The 16,868-nt window shown below is 72.2% G+C and carries 14 protein-coding genes and 1 tRNA gene; 4 read left to right on the top strand and 11 right to left on the bottom strand.

Annotated elements, in window-relative coordinates; genetic code table 11:
• Positions 1–233 precede the first annotated feature (233 nt).
• From hpnE to ACFWPT_RS28540, 9 genes are all read right to left on the bottom strand, one after another.
• Positions 234–1,670, bottom strand: coding sequence for a hydroxysqualene dehydroxylase HpnE (hpnE, locus tag ACFWPT_RS28580; RefSeq protein WP_380373808.1), 1,437 nt, complete (start codon positions 1,668–1,670; stop codon positions 234–236).
• A gap of 142 nt (positions 1,671–1,812) precedes the next feature.
• A complete protein-coding gene (gene hpnD, locus ACFWPT_RS28575) occupies positions 1,813–2,670 on the bottom strand; it encodes a presqualene diphosphate synthase HpnD (protein ID WP_063350097.1) in 858 nt (285 codons plus the stop codon).
• Positions 2,671–2,711: 41 nt separating this feature from the next.
• The gene (gene hpnC, locus ACFWPT_RS28570; RefSeq protein WP_380485297.1) at positions 2,712–3,692 is read right to left on the bottom strand and encodes a squalene synthase HpnC; all 981 of its coding nucleotides are present in this window, start codon (positions 3,690–3,692) and stop codon (positions 2,712–2,714) included.
• A gap of 259 nt (positions 3,693–3,951) precedes the next feature.
• Positions 3,952–4,761 (bottom strand): ABC transporter ATP-binding protein, encoded by an 810-nt coding sequence (locus tag ACFWPT_RS28565; protein WP_063350095.1) that lies wholly within the window; start codon positions 4,759–4,761, stop codon positions 3,952–3,954.
• Complete coding sequence (locus ACFWPT_RS28560; RefSeq protein WP_380373811.1) at positions 4,754–5,695, bottom strand: ABC transporter permease; 942 nt, start codon at positions 5,693–5,695, stop codon at positions 4,754–4,756. The genes ACFWPT_RS28565 and ACFWPT_RS28560 overlap by 8 nt, the downstream gene beginning before the upstream one ends.
• 136 nt (positions 5,696–5,831) lie before the next feature.
• Positions 5,832–6,731 carry a glycosyltransferase family 2 protein gene (locus tag ACFWPT_RS28555; protein ID WP_380485272.1) on the bottom strand — a complete coding sequence of 300 codons (900 nt, stop codon included), beginning with the start codon at positions 6,729–6,731 and terminating at the stop codon, positions 5,832–5,834.
• The gene (locus ACFWPT_RS28550) at positions 6,728–7,465 is read right to left on the bottom strand and encodes a CDP-alcohol phosphatidyltransferase family protein (protein WP_063351558.1); all 738 of its coding nucleotides are present in this window, start codon (positions 7,463–7,465) and stop codon (positions 6,728–6,730) included. The genes ACFWPT_RS28555 and ACFWPT_RS28550 overlap by 4 nt, the downstream gene beginning before the upstream one ends.
• A gap of 91 nt (positions 7,466–7,556) precedes the next feature.
• Positions 7,557–8,618 carry an iron-containing alcohol dehydrogenase family protein gene (locus ACFWPT_RS28545; RefSeq protein WP_063350092.1) on the bottom strand — a complete coding sequence of 354 codons (1,062 nt, stop codon included), beginning with the start codon at positions 8,616–8,618 and terminating at the stop codon, positions 7,557–7,559.
• Positions 8,606–9,361 carry a sugar phosphate nucleotidyltransferase gene (locus ACFWPT_RS28540; protein WP_380485270.1) on the bottom strand — a complete coding sequence of 252 codons (756 nt, stop codon included), beginning with the start codon at positions 9,359–9,361 and terminating at the stop codon, positions 8,606–8,608. Before ACFWPT_RS28540 ends, ACFWPT_RS28545 begins: the two co-directional genes overlap by 13 nt.
• A gap of 516 nt (positions 9,362–9,877) precedes the next feature.
• Between ACFWPT_RS28540 and idi the strand changes: the two genes are divergently transcribed.
• Positions 9,878–10,534 carry an isopentenyl-diphosphate Delta-isomerase gene (gene idi, locus ACFWPT_RS28535; protein ID WP_079136034.1) on the top strand — a complete coding sequence of 219 codons (657 nt, stop codon included), beginning with the start codon at positions 9,878–9,880 and terminating at the stop codon, positions 10,532–10,534.
• A 32-nt stretch (positions 10,535–10,566) separates the two neighbouring features.
• Here the strand turns inward: idi and ACFWPT_RS28530 are convergent, their stop codons facing one another.
• Positions 10,567–11,109, bottom strand: a complete 543-nt coding sequence (locus ACFWPT_RS28530) for an ATP-binding protein (RefSeq protein WP_380485295.1) — start codon at positions 11,107–11,109, stop codon at positions 10,567–10,569.
• A 384-nt stretch (positions 11,110–11,493) separates the two neighbouring features.
• On the opposite strand from ACFWPT_RS28530, the gene ACFWPT_RS28525 reads away from it, so the two are divergent.
• Positions 11,494–11,578: transfer RNA gene (locus tag ACFWPT_RS28525), tRNA-Leu, on the top strand.
• Between the two features lie 358 nt (positions 11,579–11,936).
• Complete coding sequence (locus tag ACFWPT_RS28520; protein WP_380429400.1) at positions 11,937–13,619, top strand: APC family permease; 1,683 nt, start codon at positions 11,937–11,939, stop codon at positions 13,617–13,619.
• 125 nt (positions 13,620–13,744) lie between these two features.
• On the opposite strand, the gene ACFWPT_RS28515 is transcribed toward ACFWPT_RS28520, so the two are convergent.
• Positions 13,745–14,725 carry a class I SAM-dependent methyltransferase gene (locus ACFWPT_RS28515; protein ID WP_380373820.1) on the bottom strand — a complete coding sequence of 327 codons (981 nt, stop codon included), beginning with the start codon at positions 14,723–14,725 and terminating at the stop codon, positions 13,745–13,747.
• A gap of 613 nt (positions 14,726–15,338) precedes the next feature.
• On the opposite strand from ACFWPT_RS28515, the gene ACFWPT_RS28510 reads away from it, so the two are divergent.
• Positions 15,339–16,769: an aldehyde dehydrogenase family protein gene (locus tag ACFWPT_RS28510; protein WP_380485268.1), complete on the top strand. Its 1,431-nt coding sequence runs from the start codon at positions 15,339–15,341 to the stop codon at positions 16,767–16,769.
• The last annotated feature ends 99 nt before the right edge of the window (positions 16,770–16,868 follow it).

Here is a 16,868-nt window from a genome sequence, read left to right as displayed (position 1 = left end):
TCCCTCTCCCTCGTGGTGCCGGACCGCCCGGGGCGGCCGGGTGCTTGCGCTGTCGGTGCGGCTGGTGTCGATGTGGCCGGTGTCGGTGCGGCCGGTGTCGATGCGGCTCGGGTCGGTGCGGCTGGTGCCGGTGTCACCGCTGTCAGTGCCGCCGGTGCGGCCGGTGTCGTTCCCGCCGGTGCGGTCGACGGGAGGCCCGCCGGCTCTGGCGGGGTCCCCGGCGGCGCCCGCCGTCACCGGGGCCACCTCCCGTCGCCCCGGTCCACCGGGAGCCGGCTGCCGGCCGCGGCGAGCGCCGCGTCAGCCGCGGCGTGGCCGCTGCGCACGGCCCCTTCCATGGTCGCGGGCCAGCCGGTGGCCGTCCACGCGCCGGCCAGCAGCAGGCCGGGGACGTCCGTGCGGGCCGACGGGCGCAGCAGCGCGCTGCCGGGCGCCGGGTCGAAGGTGGCGGTGCGCTCGCGGGTGACGAAGAAGTCCAGCACCTCGGCCCCGGCGGCGGCCGGGAGCAGCCGGGCCAGCTCCGGCAGGTACCGGCGGCGCAGCTCGGCGACCGGCAGGTCGATCTCGTCCTGGACGGCGGACTGCGAGAGCGCCAGGTACTGGGCGCCGGGGTGGGCCCGGCCGAGCCCGGTGCCGGCCAGGCCGGAGTGCGCGGTGCGGTCGAAGACCCACTGCACCGGGGAGCCGAGGGCGGCGAAGAACGGCCGGCGCAGCACCTTGCGGTCGTAGACCACGTGCACGTTGAGGATCGGCGCGGTGCCGAAGTCGGCCAGCCGGTCCTGGCCGGGGAGGGCGTTCGGGGGCAGCAGGGCGGCCGCGCTGTCCTGGGCGCCGGCCAGCACGACGGTCTCGGCAGAGAGCGGCTCCGCGCCGCCTTCCAGATGGACGGCGTGCTGGGGCACCGCCGGCTTGAGCTCCGTCACGCGGGCGCGCAGCAGTACCTTCACGCCGGCGCGTTCCAGCTCGGCGAGCGCCCGGTCGTGGTGGATCACGCCGAGCGGGACGGCGGCCATGCCGATGTCGGAGGCGCCCGGGTCGGAGAGCAGGCCGGTCTTGAAGACCATCGCCGCCAGCGCCAGCGACACCTGGTCGGCCCGGGCGTTCAGGGTGGCGACGCCGACCAGGTCCCAGAGGGCGGCGAGGGTGTTCGCGTTCTGCCCGTTGCGGCGCAGCCACTCGCCGAAGGAGATCTCGTCCAGTGCCGGGTCGGCGAGGTCCAGGCCCTGGAGCGCCAGCGCGCCGCGGACCACCCGGGCGCGGTCGGCCGGCCCGAGGTGCGGGTAGCGGGCGAGGCTGCCGGCCAGGTGCAGCGGGACGGGCAGGCCGGCCCGGCGCAGCCGCCCGAGGGTGCGCACCGGGGCCGCGTCCGGCCCGGCGACGGAGAGCACCGGGACGTCCAGCCGGTCCTGTACGTGGACCAGCCGGGCGGCGCCGAGCCGCTCCAGCAGGCCGCGGTAGGCGGTGCAGCAGCGCAGGTAGACGTGCTGGCCGTTGTCGACGGTCAGCTCGCCGCGCTGGAAGGAGAACGCCAGCCCGCCGAGCCTGGGCCGCCCCTCGACCAGCGTGACCCGGTGGTCGGCCTCGGCCAGCCGCAGCGCGGCGGTGATCCCGGCCAGGCCGCCGCCGACCACCACGGCGGCCGGGCGCGCGGCATCGGCTCGCCCGGTCATCGGCCCTCCCCCTCGCGATTGCTGGACCGCCCTGCGGCGGTCGCTCCGGCCGGCACGCTCGTGACCGGCCCGGTCCTGGTCAACACTGCTCTGCCCGCTTGTGATTCCCCGCTGACACAGCGTGACAGAACTGCGGTGAGAATCAAGAACGCCCCCCGGCGAGCCCGGAAAGCGCGACGTACGCCTTCTCCCAGCCCGGCAGCGAGACCCGGCCGCGCAGGACGGACTCGGGGTCGGCGGCGATCCGGCCGAGCAGCCGGTGGTAGATCCCCGCCATCGCGGCGGTGCAGGCCCGGCTGCGGCGGTCGAGCATCGGCAGCAGCCGCAGGCCCTCCTCGAAGGCGGCCTGGGCGCGGGCGGCCTCGAAGGCCACCAGGCCGGTGAAGTCGGCGCCGACCGGCGGCCTGGGCAGCGCGAAGCCCTGCTCGCAGCCGAACCGGGCCAGGTCCTCGGCGGGCAGGTAGGTGCGGCCGTTCAGGGCGTCCTCGCGCAGGTCGCGCAGGATGTTGGTGAGCTGCAGGGCCAGGCCCAGGGTGTCCGCGTAGCCCGCGCCGCGCTCGGGGTCGTCGCAGCCGTACACGCCGAGCGAGAGCCGGCCGACCGAGCCGGCCACGCAGCGGCAGTAGACCTTCAGTTCCTCGTAGGTCTGGTACTCGGCGCCCTTGAGGTCCATCTCGACGCCGTCGATCAGTTCGTCGAAGCCGCCGAGCGGGATCGGGAAGCGCCGGGCCGCGTCGGCCAGGGCGACCTTGATCGGGTCGGTGTCGTCCTCGGCGACCACCCCGGCGCGGACCTCGTCCACCAGTTCCCGGGTGCGCACCAGCGCCTCGGCCTTGCGGTCGGACGGAAGGTCCCCGTCGCCGATGTCGTCGACCCGGCGGGCCAGGGCGTAGAGGGCCGACATGGCCAGCCGCTTGGGTTCGGGCAGCAACCGGATGCCGTAGCTGAAGTTGCGTGCCTGAAGTCCGGTGACTGCCTCGCAGTACCGGTACGCCGCCATGACCTGGGCCGACGCCAGTGGTGATGCCGCCACTCGGGCGTTCACCTTCCCTTCGCGAAGATTGCCGCCGCCTTCGCTGCGAGGCGGCGCTTGTCCGGCTTCGCCTGCTGCGCGAGCACGTCGTACCCGGCGTCCTCGATGGCCGCCAGGGCCGCGTACCCGCTGGCGGTGAATCCCGCCAGGAGCAGTCGAAGCCTCCCCCGAACCGTACCTACCAATGGCGCGCCGCGGTCGAGCAGGGTGCGGGCCCGCTGCACCTCGAAGGCGATCAGCTCGCGCACCGGGCCGCTGGCGGTGGGGGCGGCGAGGTCCGCCTCGGTGACGCCGAACCGGGCGAGGTCCTCGGCGGGGAGGTAGATCCGCCCGTGGGCGAGGTCCTCGGCGACGTCCTGAAGGTGTTCGACCACCTGGAGGGCGCTGCAGATCGCGTCGGACAGCTCGATCCGCTCGGGGGTGGCGACGCCGGCGATGGCCAGCACCAGGCGGCCGACCGGGTCGGCGGAGAGGGTGCAGTAGCCGATCAGGTCGTCGTAGCCGGCGTAGCGGGTGGTGGTCTGGTCCACCCGGTTGGCCTCGATCAGGCGGCGGAACGGCTCCGGGGTGAACCCGTGCCGGTCGACCAGCGGGACGAGGCTGCGCAGCAGCGGGTGGCGGGGGCCCTCGGAGGCTCCCGGGTGGAGCGCCGCTTCGAAGACCCGGTCGAGATCGCGCTCCAGTCCGTCCAGCAGTGCGAGGCGGAAGGCGACCTCCTGCGGACTCGGCGGGCCGGACTGGGCCGAAGGGGTGGTGGGGGGCGTGGCCTCGACCCCGAGCAGGGCGGCGGTGGCGGCCGGATCGGCCAGGTCGCCGTCGCCGGCGTCGTCGACCAGCCGGGCGTAGCCGTAGACGGCCATCAGGTCGTCGCGCCAGGCCGCGGGCAGGAAGAACGGGGCGACCGGGAAGTTCTCCGCGCCCGCCTTGTCCAGGGTCTCCCCCGCGGAGCGGTTCACCGACGTATCTCTGGGCTGGGCCGAAGCCGACACTGCTGTCACTCCCCCGTTCTACACCGCTGGGCATCACCGGCCCGACTCGGACACGCGTCCGAGCGGGGGCGCCACCTCCGGCACACCGCCCCCGCGCATACAGCCTGACACCACGGGGCGCGCCGGAGAAGAGCGCCCCGCCCGGCGCACGGGGGCGCTCACCCCCGCGGCGGCGGGCCACCCGGGGCACCGGCGGGGGCGCACGAACAGGGGGCCGGCCCCGGAAATCCCCGGAACCGGCCCCCTGGACGGCTTGTTATTACGGGCGCTCGCCGCGCTCGTAGCGGCCGACGACCTCTTCGGTCGGACCGTCCATGATCAGCTCGCCGGCCTCGATCCAGATCGTCCGCTCGCAAACCTCGCGGATCGAGCTGTTGTCGTGGCTGACCAGGAAGACCGTACCGGCGGACTTGCGCAGTTCGTCGATCCGCTTCTTGCTGCGCTGCTGGAACGCCTGGTCGCCGGTGGCCAGCGCCTCGTCGATCAGCAGCACGTCATGGGTCTTCGCGGCGGCGATGGCGAAGCGCAGGCGGGCGCCCATGCCGGAGGAGTACGTGCGCATCGGCAGCGAGATGAAGTCGCCCTTCTCGTTGATGCCGGAGAACTCGACGATGTCCTCGTAGCGGCTGCGCACGTCGGCCGGCGCCATGCCCATCGCCAGGCAGCCGAGGATGACGTTGCGCTCACCGGTGAGCTCGTTCATCAGCGCCGCGTTCACGCCCAGCAGCGAGGGCTGGCCGTTGGTGTAGATGCCGCCCTTCTCGGTCGGCAGCAGGCCCGCGATGGCGGCCAGCATGGTCGACTTGCCGGAGCCGTTGGAGCCGATCAGGCCGATCGCCTCGCCCTTGTAGGCGGTGAAGCTGACGCCGCGCACGGCGTGCACCTCGCGCACGCCCGCGGAGCGCTTGCGGCTGATGATGCGGCTCATCGCCGAGGTGGCGCTGCCCTTGCCGGAGCCTGCGCCGTGCACCCGGTAGACGATGTGCACGTCGTCGACGACGACGGTGGGCTCGCGGGCGACATCCGCGTCCCTGACGGTGTCCAGCTTGCTCAGTTCGACGTCAGCCACGGCCGTACTCCTCCTCGGCCTTCCAGAAGAAGACGTATCCGATCACGAACATCACGACCGCCCACCCGATGGCGTAGGTCCACTGGTGGAGCGGGAGTTCCTGGTACGAGGGCTGGTGCTTGTTGTAGATGATCGGCGCGAAGGCGTGCCGCAGCAGGTCCATGTAGACCGAGGCCGGGTTGAGGGCCATCAGCGTCTGGATGTACTTGGGCCACTCCTGGATCTTGTCCTGGATGCTGAACATCACGCCGGACAGGAACATCCAGGCCCGCATCACGAAGGGGATCAGCTGGGAGATGTCGCTGGTCTTGGAGCCGAGCCGCGCCATGACCAGGGCGATGCCCGTGTTGAACATCATCTGCAGCACCAGGGCCGGGATGATCAGCAGCCAGGTCCGGCCCGGCTTGATGCCGCTGACCAGCACGGTGCCGACCAGCACCACCATCGAGATCAGCAGCTGCTGGAGCTGGATCACGGTGAACGCGATCGGCAGCGAGGCCCGGGGGAAGTGCAGCGCGCGGATCAGCCCGAGGTTGTCGGCGATCGCCCGGGTGCCGGACTGCACCGCGTTCTGGGTGAACTGGAAGACGAAGACACCGATGCAGAGCCAGGCGATGTAGGTGTCCGGCGGGAAGTTGTCCTTGCTCTTCAGGATCACACCGAAGACCAGGTAGAACACCGCGCAGTTCAGCAGCGGCGTCACGACCTGCCACAGCTGGCCGAGCTTGGCGTCGGTGTACTGGGCCACCAGGCGGGCGGTGGCGAAGGCCCAGATGAAGTGGCGCCGGGCCCAGAGCTGCTTGGTGTAGGCAATCAGGCCGGGCCGCCTGCCGCTCACGGCCAGGCCGTACTTGTCCGCAAGCTGCTTGGGGGTCAGGCCCGCGTCCACCCCCCTGGGGGATGAGAGGCTGACGGGTTCACTCACTGTCGACACATTCGTCCTTCACGCGGGATCGGTCGGGGCGGCCGGTCGACGGGGGTCCGCCGGCCTTGCGCCGATGGGGATCCACTGGATCACGGGGAGAGTCCGGCCGGTGTGTGGTCACCGGCCGCAGCGATCGATCATTCGATCAGATGACCGGTGGCCGGCCCAGCCTGGTCAATCGCCAAACGGTACGCCATCGCATGGGCCGCCGCGGACCGCAGGGTTCGCGCCAGCCCGCCCGGAACCCGCCCCACCAAGCCTTCAGCGCCTCCGAGGAGGGGCGGCGGGCCAGGGTCAGCAGGAACCAGGTTCCCAGATAGAGAGGCACCAACAGGGCCGGAAGGTTCCGTCTGGCGAGCCAAACCCTGTTACGGGCAATGTTGTGGAAGTAGGTGGCGTGCCGCGCGGGCGAGGTCGTCGGGTGGTGCAGCACCACGTCCGCGCGGTAGTCGATGGCCCAGCCGGCGTCCGCCGCGCGCCACGCGAGGTCGGTCTCCTCGTGGGCGTAGAAGAACTCCGCGGGCAGCTGCCCGGCCTGCTCGAACACCGCGCAGCGCACGGCAGTCGCGCCGCCCAGGAAGGTGGTCACCCGGGACGAGCGCAGCGGGTCGCTGGCGCGCAGCCGGGGGACGTGCCGGCGCTGGGTCACGCCGGTGTCGGGGTCGGCGATCCGGAAGGCCACGATGCCCAGCTCCGGGTCGGCGGTGAAGGCCTCGCGCAGCAGGCGGGCCGAGTCGGTGCGCGGCAGGTGCCCGTCGTCGTCCAGGAAGAGGACGGCGTCCACGTCCCGGCCGTCGCGGCCGAACAGCTCGATGCCGACGTTGCGCCCGCCCGGGATGCCGAGGTTCTCCGGCAGCTCGACGCTGCGCACGCCCTCCGGCAGCGGCGGCAGCTCGGCGCCCTGGCCCACCACGGCCAGCTCGACCGCCCCGCCCTCCTGGGCGCGCACCGAGTCGATCAGGGCGGCCAGTTCCTCGGGGCGGTTGCCCATGGTGATGATGACGGCTCCGAGGCGGAAGCTCTCCGCGCTGGTCGGGGCGCTCATCGCAGCCTGCTGGAGAGGACGATGCTCAGCAGGTGCAGCACGGTCTGCAGCATGGCGATCGCCGCCAGCGCGACCACCGCGATCCGGGTGAAGAACAGCCCGCCGTGGACGGCGTCGGCGATCCCGGCCGCGAGGATCAGCAGCGAGGCCTCGACCGCGCCGACCAGGCGGTGGAACTTCAGGAAGGAGGCCGCCCGGCGGGCCTTGGCCACCGAGGACGAGCGCGGCACCGCGGCGCTGTCCTCGACCGCCGTCAGGCCGCTGCGGGCCCGGGCCACGTCCACCAGGTCCGTCTCGGACTTGATCAGGATCGCGCCGAGCGCGGCCAGCGTGCCCAGGAACGCCCACTCCCAGTGCGAGCCGCCGCCCTCGCGGTGCAGCAGGTCGGTGGCGCGCAGGCCCAGCCCGGTGAGCAGGGCCGCCTCGGACATGTAGTGGCCGACCCGGTCCAGGTAGACGCCGGTGAGCGAGGTCTGCCGGCGCCAGCGGGCCACCTCGCCGTCCACGCAGTCCAGCAGCAGGTAGACCTGGATCAGCAGGGCCCCCAGGACCGCGCCCGCGATGCCCGGTACGACCAGCGCGACGCCGGCCAGGACGCCGGTGAACATCATCAGGTACGTCAGGCCGTTCGGCGTGATCGCCGTCACGGTGGAGAGCACGCGGGTGATCCGCAGCGAGATCCGCCGCATGTACAGGCGCCCGGCCCAGTGCTCGGCGCTGCGGCGCTGGAGCATGCCCTCCGGGTGGATCACCGCGCGCAGTTCCTCGATCGAGGGCCGGCGGGTCAGGTCCACCGGGGGCCGCTCGGCGCCCGTGGTGGAGGGGTCAGCTGTTGACGGCTTGGACATAGTCGGCGTACGCGTCCCTGATTGCTGAGGGGGAGAGGTCGAGGTGCTCAAGGATGGTGAAGCGCCCCGGGCGGGTGTTCGGAGCGTAGTGCACCGCGTCGGTGAACTCCGCCTCGGTGAAACCGATCTGAGCTGCGGTCACCGGCAGCCCGTGGCTCGCCAGGCGCTCCACGATCAGACCGGTCAGCTCGCGCTCGCCCCGCAGGAAGCTGGCGAACGCGGCGCCGAGGCCGACCTGTTCGCCGTGCTGGGCGGAACGCTTGGGGTACAGCACGTCCAGAGCATGCGAGATCTCGTGGCAGGCACCCGAGGAAGGCCGGGTGCTGCCCGCGATGTTCATCGCGATGCCGGACAGTACCAGGGCTTCCGCGAGGGCCGTGAGGAGGTCCTGATCCTGAGTGTTACCTGGGTGCCGCAGCAGGTTCTCGCCGGCCGAGCGGGCCATCGCCACGGCCAGTCCGTCCACCGGCTCGCCGGTGACCGCGTGCGACAACTCCCAGTCCGCGCAGGCGGAGATGTTGGAGACCACGTCGCCGATGCCGGCTGCCACGAAGCGCGGCGGGGCCTGCCGGATCACGTCCAGGTCGACGATGATGCCGATCGGGCTGGGCACCCCGTAGGAGCCGCGGCCGGCGTCGTTGTCGAGCGTGGAGACCGGCGAACAGATGCCGTCGTGGGCCAGGTTGGTGGCGACCGCGACCAACGGCAGGCCGACCCGGGCGGCGGCGTACTTGGCGGCGTCGATGATCTTGCCACCGCCGAGGCCGACCATCGCGTCGTAGTGTCCGCCGCGCACCGACTCGGCCAGGCGCACCGCGCTGTCCAGGCTGCCGTCGTCGACGTTGTACCAGTCGGCGCCGGGCAGGGCCGGCTCCAGGCGCCGGCGCATCGCCGCGCCCGAGCCGTTGCTGATCGCCACCGCGATCCGGCCCGAGGCGGACAGCCGCTGGTCGGCGAGGATGCCGCCGAGCGCGTCCAGCGCGCCCGGGCGGACCTCGACGAACAGCGGCGACGGAACCAGCCGGGTCAGTACTGGCACGCGATCTCCCGCGCCTTCGCCAGGTCGTCGTGGTTGTCGACCTCGACCCAGGAGACCTCGCCGATCGGCTGCACGTCGATCCGCAGGCCGCGGTTGACCATCTCCTGGTAGCCGTCCTCGTAGTACAGCTGCGGGTCGCGCTCGTAGGTGGCGCGCAGCGCGTCGGTCAGGTCGGCGGCGGCGGCGGGGTTGATCACGGTGACGCCGATGTACTCGCCGGTGGCCTCGGTCGGGTCCATCAGCTTGGTGATGCGGCGCATGCCGGCGGCCGGGTCGACGACGACCTTCATCTCCTCGTCGGCGAGCTTCTTCACCGTGTCGAGGGCCAGCAGGATGCCGGGGGCGGTGCCGGCCTCCACGAGGCGCTGGTTGCCCTCCAGCATGGTGCGCTGCACGGACGCCGGGTGCACGGTGTCGCCGTTGGCCAGCAGTAGGCCCTCGGCGAAGAGCTCGCGGGCGCACCAGAGCGAGTACGCGTTGTTCCACTCCTCGGCCTTGTCGTTCTCGACCAGGTGGAGCTTGACGCCGTACTTGCTCTCCAGGGCGTCCTTGCGGTCGTACACCGCCTCCTTGCGGTAGCCGACGACGATCGCGGCCTCGCGGATGCCGACCTCGGCGAAGTTGCCGAGGGTGAGGTCCAGCACGGTCCGCTCCCCGTCGACCGGCACCAGCGCCTTGGGCAGGGTGTCGGTGTACGGGCGCAGCCGGCGGCCGGCGCCGGCTGCCAGAACGAGGCCGATCATGCGGGGTCTCCTGATCCGTCGTGCGGTGCGCGGGGCGGTGCGCGCGGGGTGCCGGGGCACCGGCTTTCCGTCCGGCCGGGCCGCGAATCGGCGCGCCGGTGCCGCCGCGAGTGCGGGCACCGTGCCGTAAGCGATGGTAGGCGACCCGGGCGGCCGACCCGAACGCGGCCGGGGGCCGCGAGGTGACGGGAGGGTGGCGAAGCGGTGATCGAACGCGGGGGCGAGGCGATGATCGAACGAGGGGGCGAAGCGGTGATCGAACGCGACTCGAACGAATGCCGAACAATTCTGCTATTCCGATGACCCTTCCGGGAGCGACTTGGACCCATCTGTGCCCGGAATCGACCTGCGGACGGTCATGATCCGCCCGGTTGTGCGTGGGACCCGTCCCCACCGCCACCCATACGGCAGACTGGAGCCCGACGCCGGCGCCGGTGCCCCCGCTGCGTCCGCTGCACCCGGTGTACCGGACGTACCCCGATGCTTCCGTTGCTCCCCCCTCCCGAAAGAGGCCCCATGCCCCAGAGCCTGCCGACCAACCCGACACACTTCGACTCCGAGATCGACACCGGTCTCGACGTCGAGACGGACGTGACGGTCGCCCCGGGGGCCTCGACCGGGACCGCCGGCGCCGGTCCCGAGATCCTGCTGGAACTGGTCGACGACGAGGGCGTCACCACCGGCACCGCCGAGAAGCACTGGGCACACCAGCAGCCCGGCCGGCTGCACCGCGCGTTCTCGGTCTTCCTCTTCGACCGCCAGGGGCGGCTGCTGCTCCAGCGGCGGGCACTCGGCAAGTACCACTCCCCCGGCGTCTGGTCGAACACCTGCTGCGGCCACCCGTACCCGGACGAGCCCCCGTTCGTCGCCGCCGCCCGCCGCACCGCCGAGGAGCTCGGCATCGCGCCGGCGCTGCTCTGCGAGGCGGGTACGGTCCGTTACGACCTGCCGGACGAGGCCACCGGGCTGATCGAGCGGGAGTGGAACCACCTGTTCGTCGGGCTGGTGACCGCGCCCGTCGAGCCCAACCCCGACGAGGTCGACGACTACGCCTTCGTGACCGCGCAGGAACTGCGGGAACTGCGCGCCGAACGGCCGTTCTCGGTGTGGTTCGAGACGGTCTTCGAGGCGGCGCTGCCGGGGATCCGGGAGATCGCCGGGCGGGACTGGTAGGCGGGCGGGACCGGTCGGCGGGCCCGCGGCGCTCAGTCGTCGGTCTCCGGAGGGACGGGCAGCGAGGCCCAGATGACCTTGCCGCCCTCCCCCGTCCGCTCCACGTCGCACACCCCGCCGGCCTGCAACGTCACGCTCTTCACCAGCAGCAGGCCGCGGCCACCGGTCCGCCCGGTGTCGCTCTCCAGCGCCTTCGGCCGGTACGGGTCACCGTCCTCGACCGACACCCGGACCCAGCCCCGGCGGACCGCCAGCTCGGTCGTCACCTCCGGCGACAGCTTCGCCGCGTGCGTCACCGCGTTGCTCACCAGCTCCGAGACGATCAGCAGCACGTCGTCCACCAGCTCCTGGTAGCGCACCCCGGCCATCCCCTGGGCCAGCAGGCGGTCACGGACCGCGTGCCGGGTCAGCGGCACCGAGGCCTCCTCGGCCGGCACCGGGAAGCGCCACACGCCCTCGACCGGTCCGGCGGGTGCGCGTTCCGGCCCGGTGCGTTCCGGCCCGGTGCGTCTCGGCTCGGCGGGTACGCGCTCCGGTCCGGCACGTCTCGGCTCGGCCTTCGCCGCCCCGCTGATCTGCTCCACGTCCAGCCGCCCTTCGTCCGCGACCCGGGAGTGTCCGCGACCCGGGAATCAGGCGTTCCGCTCATGGCGCCCTCGATCCACAGAGGCTAGGAGAGGCACCGCCGGGACCGTGGCACCGTCGACAACTTGCCCGTGTCGGACCGCTTCCGGCCGGAACGGACCGCGGCCGCCGCCGGGGTCGACCGTTTCCTTCGCGCTCGCCACCGCTTCGGCCGGGGTTCGCGCACCGTGGCGACCCATCCCAGCCAGCCCGACCACCCCGACCGACCCGGACATCCCCCCACCCGGGGAAACGCAGGTGAGAAGCACTCCAGAACCCTGGTAATGTTCTCTCTGTCGCCGAGGGGGCGAGAAAAACCCCGAAGCACACACCCTGTCCGGGTGGCGGAATGGCAGACGCGCTAGCTTGAGGTGCTAGTGCCCTTTATCGGGCGTGGGGGTTCAAGTCCCCCCTCGGACACAACCGAATTCCCCGTGGGATCCGAAAGGAACCCGCGGGGAATTTCTTTTTCCCGACGTGCCGTCGCCATCCACGGGTTCTTCCGGGTCCTCTCGGGTTCTCGCAGGTTCTCTCGGGTTCTCCGTGCGGACCGGGTGGCCACTGCGGCGCTCGCGACCCCCGCAACCGCTGTGACCCAGGCGACTTCTGCGGCTGTCGTGACCCGGAAAGCGGACACGAGATGGCAACGATCGGACAGTTTGAGCTTCCCTTGAGGTATTCGCCCGTTTTGGCCCCATAGGCTGTCTCCGTTTGTCCGGAAACCAGCGTAAAAACCACGACACCACCCGATGAAATCCCGAGCGAGAGGACCGATACGTTGAGTGAGCCAGAGTCTCCGACGGCATCACATCAGAACTACCGGCGATCGCTCGGCACCATCAGCCTCACCGCCGTGGGGCTCGGATCGATCATCGGATCCGGGTGGCTGTTCGGCGCCGAGCGCGCCGCCCGGCTGGCCGGCCCCGCGTCGATCCTGGCCTGGGTGATCGGGGCCGCCGTGGCACTGACCATCGCGCTCACCTACAGCGAGCTCGGGTCGATGTTCCCCAAGGCCGGCGGCATGGTCCGGTACGGCCAGTACTCGCACGGCTCGCTGGCCGGCTACCTCGCCGCCTGGGCCAACTGGATCGCCATCGTCTCGGTCATCCCCGGCGAGGCCACCGCCTCCGTCCAGTACATGAGCTCCTGGCACTTCGGCTGGGCACAGGGGCTGTACAACGGCAAGGAACTCACCCTGAGCGGGGTAGCACTGGCCAGCGTGCTGCTGGTCGGCTACTTCATCCTCAACTGGTTCGCCATCACGATGTTCGCCAAGACCAACACGGCGATCACCGTCTTCAAGGTCATCGTCCCGACCCTGACCGCCGGCGCGCTGCTGTTCGCCCACTTCGACACCGCCCACTTCACCGACCACGGCGGCTTCGCGCCGAACGGCTGGAGCGCCGTGTTCACCGCCGTCGCGGTGTCCGGCATCGTCTGGGCCTTCAACGGCTTCCAGTCCCCGCTCAACCTGGCCGGCGAGGCCCGCAACCCCGGCAAGTCGCTGCCCAAGGCCGTCATCGGCTCGATCCTGATCGCCCTGGTGATCTACGTCGCGCTGCAGATCGCCTTCATCGGTGCCATCCCGGCCGCCGACCTGTCGCACGGCTGGAGCAGCCTCGCCTACACCTCGCCGCTCGCCGACCTCGCGATGGTCTGGGGCCTCAACTGGCTCGCCCTGCTGCTGTACGCGGACGCCTTCGTCTCCCCCAGCGGCACCGGCATGATCTACGCCGCCACCACCTCGCGCATGATCCACGGCGTGCAGGAGAACGGCCACCTGCCGAAGATCTTCGGCAAGGTCGACGCCAAGACCGGCATCCCGCGCCCGGCCCTGGTGCTCAACCTGGTGGTCGCCTTCCTGTTCCTCGCGGTCTTCCGCGGCTGGGGCTCGCTGGCCGAGATCGTCTCGGTCGCCACCGTGATCTCGTACGTCACCGGCCCGGTCGCCGTGATGGCGCTGCGCCGCCTCGCGCCGGACCTGCCCCGGCCGGTCCGGCTGCGGGCCATGCCGGTCATCGCGCCCGTGGCGATGGTGTTCGGCTCGCTGGTCCTGTACTGGGCCCGCTGGCCGCTCACCGGCAAGGTCATCCTGCTGATGGCCGCCGGTCTGCCGATCTGGGCCTGGTACGAGCTGCGCAAGCCGTGGGCCGAGCTGAAGCCGCACCTGAAGGCGGGCGCCTGGATGGTCGCGTACCTGTTCGTGATGGCCGGCGTCTCCTGGGCCGGCAGCACCGACTTCGGCGGCCAGGGCTACCTGCCCGAGGGCTGGGACCTGCTGGTCGTCGCGGCCATCGCACTGGCCTTCTACCACTGGGGCGTCGCCAGCGCCTGGGCCAACCCGTCCCTGGCCGCCGTCCGGCGCGAGCTGGCCGAGGAGGCCGCGGCCGCCGAGGGCTCCGACGGCTCTGCGGGCTCCGCGGGCTCCGGCCAGGAGCCGCGGGAGGCCTCGCGGGCCTGAGGGAGCGCGCAACACCGAGGGGCCGGTCGAGTTCGTCGACCGGCCCTTCGGCGTTGGCGGGGCGGGACAGGGCGGGGCCGAGTATCGGGTGACAGTCGGACCCGTCGGCCGTCGGCGGGCGGCCGTCAGCCGCGGCGGGCGCGGCGGATGACGGAGGTGACGACCGGGGGCAGCAGGTCGCGGGCGGCGCGCTTGGCGACATTGGCCGGGCGGCGCAGTTCGGCGGCGCGGGCCCGGCGGGCGGCGAGGTCGCGGGCGGCCTCCTCCTGGACCGCCCGGCGGGACTGCGAGGCCTCGTCCCGGGCCGCCTCGGCGGCCAGCCGCCGGTGGTGGCGGGAGGGGCGGAACGCGCCGATCCCGTCCGAGTCGCCGGTCATCCGGAGCACCTGCTGCCCGTTCAAGGTCTCGGAGCTGAGGTAACAGCCGGAGGCGAGGTCCACCCGGTCGAGCAGGTCGCGCTGGAACGGCTCCGGATCCCCCCAGGTGCCGTAGAACTTGCACTCGGTCAACATGATCGGCTTGAGCCCGTGGTTGAAGACCGCGCCCCAGGTCGCGGCGGCCACGCCCGGGGTGTGCTGCGAGCGGTAGTCGTCCAGGACGACGACACCCTGGTCCTGGAGCGCGACCCGGGCCACCTGGAGGTCGCCCACGACGTGCTCGTACAGGTGCGAGGCGTCGATGTGGATGAAGCGGAACGTGCCCGCCGCGATCCGCCCGCCGGCCAGGGCTGAGGTCGGGGCCTGGATTATCTCCGGCAGTTCCTCGTGGAAGGCGAGGTAGTTGACCTCGAAGGCCGAGCGGGTCAGCGACTTCCGGTAGGAGGTGTCCATCTCGGCCGCGTTCTCGTCGTCCGGCGCGTCCGAGTCGAAGAGGTCACAGACGGTGAAGGACTCGCCGGGCTGGAGGTGCTCGCCGATCACGATCGCGCTGCGGCCCAGGTACGCGCCCATCTCCAGCAGGTCGCCGGTGACCCCGGTCTTCTCCTGCCGTCCCATGAACCAGTCGAACGAGTGCCGGTCATGGTCCCAGAACCAGCCCGGAACGTCCTCCAGCACGGCTGGTTCGGCAGGCCGCTGCGACTCGTCCTTCAACGCGGCATCGGTCACGGGATGCTCCTTATGCGGTACGGATGACCTGCGGATTTGAGCCAGACCTCAGCCCGGTGGAAACCCCCGCCCGACCGTGGGACGCGCTGGTCCCGGACCATGTGCACCACTACGAACCACTGGCAACAGTAGTGCTTCACCGCTGAGTTCGCTGCAATCTACAGCGGTGCCCGCAGGCGTGAGGAGCTTTTCGCGCAATGATTTTCGCGGACCGTCGTTTCGCTGTCGGAGGGTGAACGCGGAGCCTTCGGGACGGTTCGTCCGGTGTCCCGCGACGGCGGACCACGGCCGGCCGGTCGCGCCGCGCGCGGATCGTCAACTGGACGCCCGGCGGCGGGCGGTGGAGCTGACGGCGGTGGCGGAGGCGGTGACGAGGACGGTGGGCGGGCGGCCGCCCGGTGCCGTGGCCGTGCGAGGCCCTTGAGCGGTCGGACGAACGGGGCGCGGGCGCGGGGACCGAGCCGTTCGACGAGTACACCGCGCGGTTCGCCCCGGGGTAACCCGCCGGCCCACCGGACCGGATTGGCTCTTGCGCGCGGCCGACCGGGCCGCCTTGACTGGCCCTTTGACTAGCGCTGTTGGTCAATCGGCCGACCGGATGAGAGGACACTCGGTGCAGCAGCACGCGGAGTACGGCGACCAGTACATCGACGGCGCCTGGCGGCCCTCCCTGGACGACGCCGGGTCGATCGAGGTGCTGAATCCGGCGACCGAGCAGGTGCTCGCCACCGTGCCGGCCGGCGGGCCGGCCGACGTCGACGCCGCGGTCGCCGCGGCCCGCCGGGCGGCCCGCGGCTGGGCGACGACCGCCCGCGCGGACCGGCTCGCCCTGCTGACCCGGCTGCGGGACAAAATCGCCGCCGCGCAGGAGGAGATCACCGCCACCGTGGTCGCCGAACTCGGCGCCCCGGTCGGCTTCGCCGCCGCCGTGCACGCCGGAGCGCCGCTGACCGTGGCGACCTCCTACCTGACACTGCTCGCCGAGCACCCCTTCGAGGAACGGATCGGCAACTCGGTGGTGCTCGCCGAGCCCGCCGGGGTGGTCGCGGCGATCACGCCGTGGAACTACCCGCTGCACCAGATCGTCGCCAAGGTCGTCCCGGCCCTGGCGGCCGGCTGCCCGGTGGTCCTCAAGCCCGCCGAGGACACCCCGCTGGTGGCCCGGCTGTTCGCCCGGCTGGTGCACGAGGCGGGCTTCCCCGCAGGCGCGTTCAACCTGGTGACCGGCACGGGCGCGGTGGCGGGTGCGGCGCTCGCCGCCCATCCGGGCGTGGACGTGGTCTCGTTCACCGGATCCACCGCCGTCGGCCGGCAGGTCGCCGAGACGGCCGGCCGGGGTCTGAAGCGGGTCGCCCTGGAACTCGGCGGCAAGTCCGCCAACGTGGTGCTGCCGGGCGCGGACCTGACCCGGGCGGTCAACGTCAACATCGCCAACGTGTTCGCCAACTCGGGCCAGACGTGCAGCGCGTGGACCCGCCTGCTGGTGCACCAGGACCAGTACGAGGAGGCCGTCACGACGGCCGCGAAGGCCGCCGCCAAGTACGCCCCGGGCGATCCGACCGACCCGCAGACCCGGATCGGCCCGCTGGTCAACGCCGAGCAGCTGGCCCGGGTGCGCGGTTACGTCGAGGGCGCGCTCGCCGCGGGCGCCCGGCTGGTCGTCGGCGGCGCGGAGCCCGTCCCGGGCCTGCCCACCGGCTTCTACGTCCACCCGACCGTGCTCGCCGACGTCACGGGGGACATGGCGATCGCCCGGGAGGAGGTGTTCGGCCCCGTCCTGGTGGTCCTCCCCTACCGGGACGAGGACCACGCCGCCGAACTCGCCAACGACACCGAGTACGGCCTGGCCGGCGGCGTCTGGGCCGCGGACACCGACACCGCCGCCGCCTTCGCCCGCCGCCTCGACACCGGCCAGGTCGACCTCAACGGCGGCCGCTTCAACCCGCTCGCCCCGTTCGGCGGCTACAAGAGCTCCGGCCTCGGCCGCGAACTGGGCCGCCACGGGCTGGAGGAGTTCCTCCAGTACAAGTCGCTGCAGTACTGACCTCGGTACCGAGCGGGGTGCCGGCCTCGGCGCCGGCTCCGGGCCCGCCGCAAGTGGGGCGGCGGGCCCGGGGGTTCGGGCATCGAGGGCGGTTGGACG

The organism is Kitasatospora sp. NPDC058478, assembly GCF_042720345.1.
Classification (GTDB): domain Bacteria; phylum Actinomycetota; class Actinomycetes; order Streptomycetales; family Streptomycetaceae; genus Kitasatospora.
The sequence above is the reverse complement of the archived record's forward strand: the minus strand, read 5'-3'. Positions and strand labels throughout refer to the sequence as shown.

Excerpts from the sequence above, each read along its gene's own strand:
- idi (WP_079136034.1), top strand. The coding sequence starts at position 9,878 with ATGCCCCAGAGCCTGCCGACCAACCCGACACACTTCGACTCCGAGATC.
- ACFWPT_RS28540 (WP_380485270.1), bottom strand. The coding sequence starts at position 9,361 with ATGATCGGCCTCGTTCTGGCAGCCGGCGCCGGCCGCCGGCTGCGCCCG.
- ACFWPT_RS28555 (WP_380485272.1), bottom strand. The coding sequence starts at position 6,731 with ATGAGCGCCCCGACCAGCGCGGAGAGCTTCCGCCTCGGAGCCGTCATC.
- ACFWPT_RS28550 (WP_063351558.1), bottom strand. The coding sequence starts at position 7,465 with ATGCTCCAGCGCCGCAGCGCCGAGCACTGGGCCGGGCGCCTGTACATG.
- hpnD (WP_063350097.1), bottom strand. The coding sequence starts at position 2,670 with ATGGCGGCGTACCGGTACTGCGAGGCAGTCACCGGACTTCAGGCACGC.
- hpnE (WP_380373808.1), bottom strand. The coding sequence starts at position 1,670 with ATGACCGGGCGAGCCGATGCCGCGCGCCCGGCCGCCGTGGTGGTCGGC.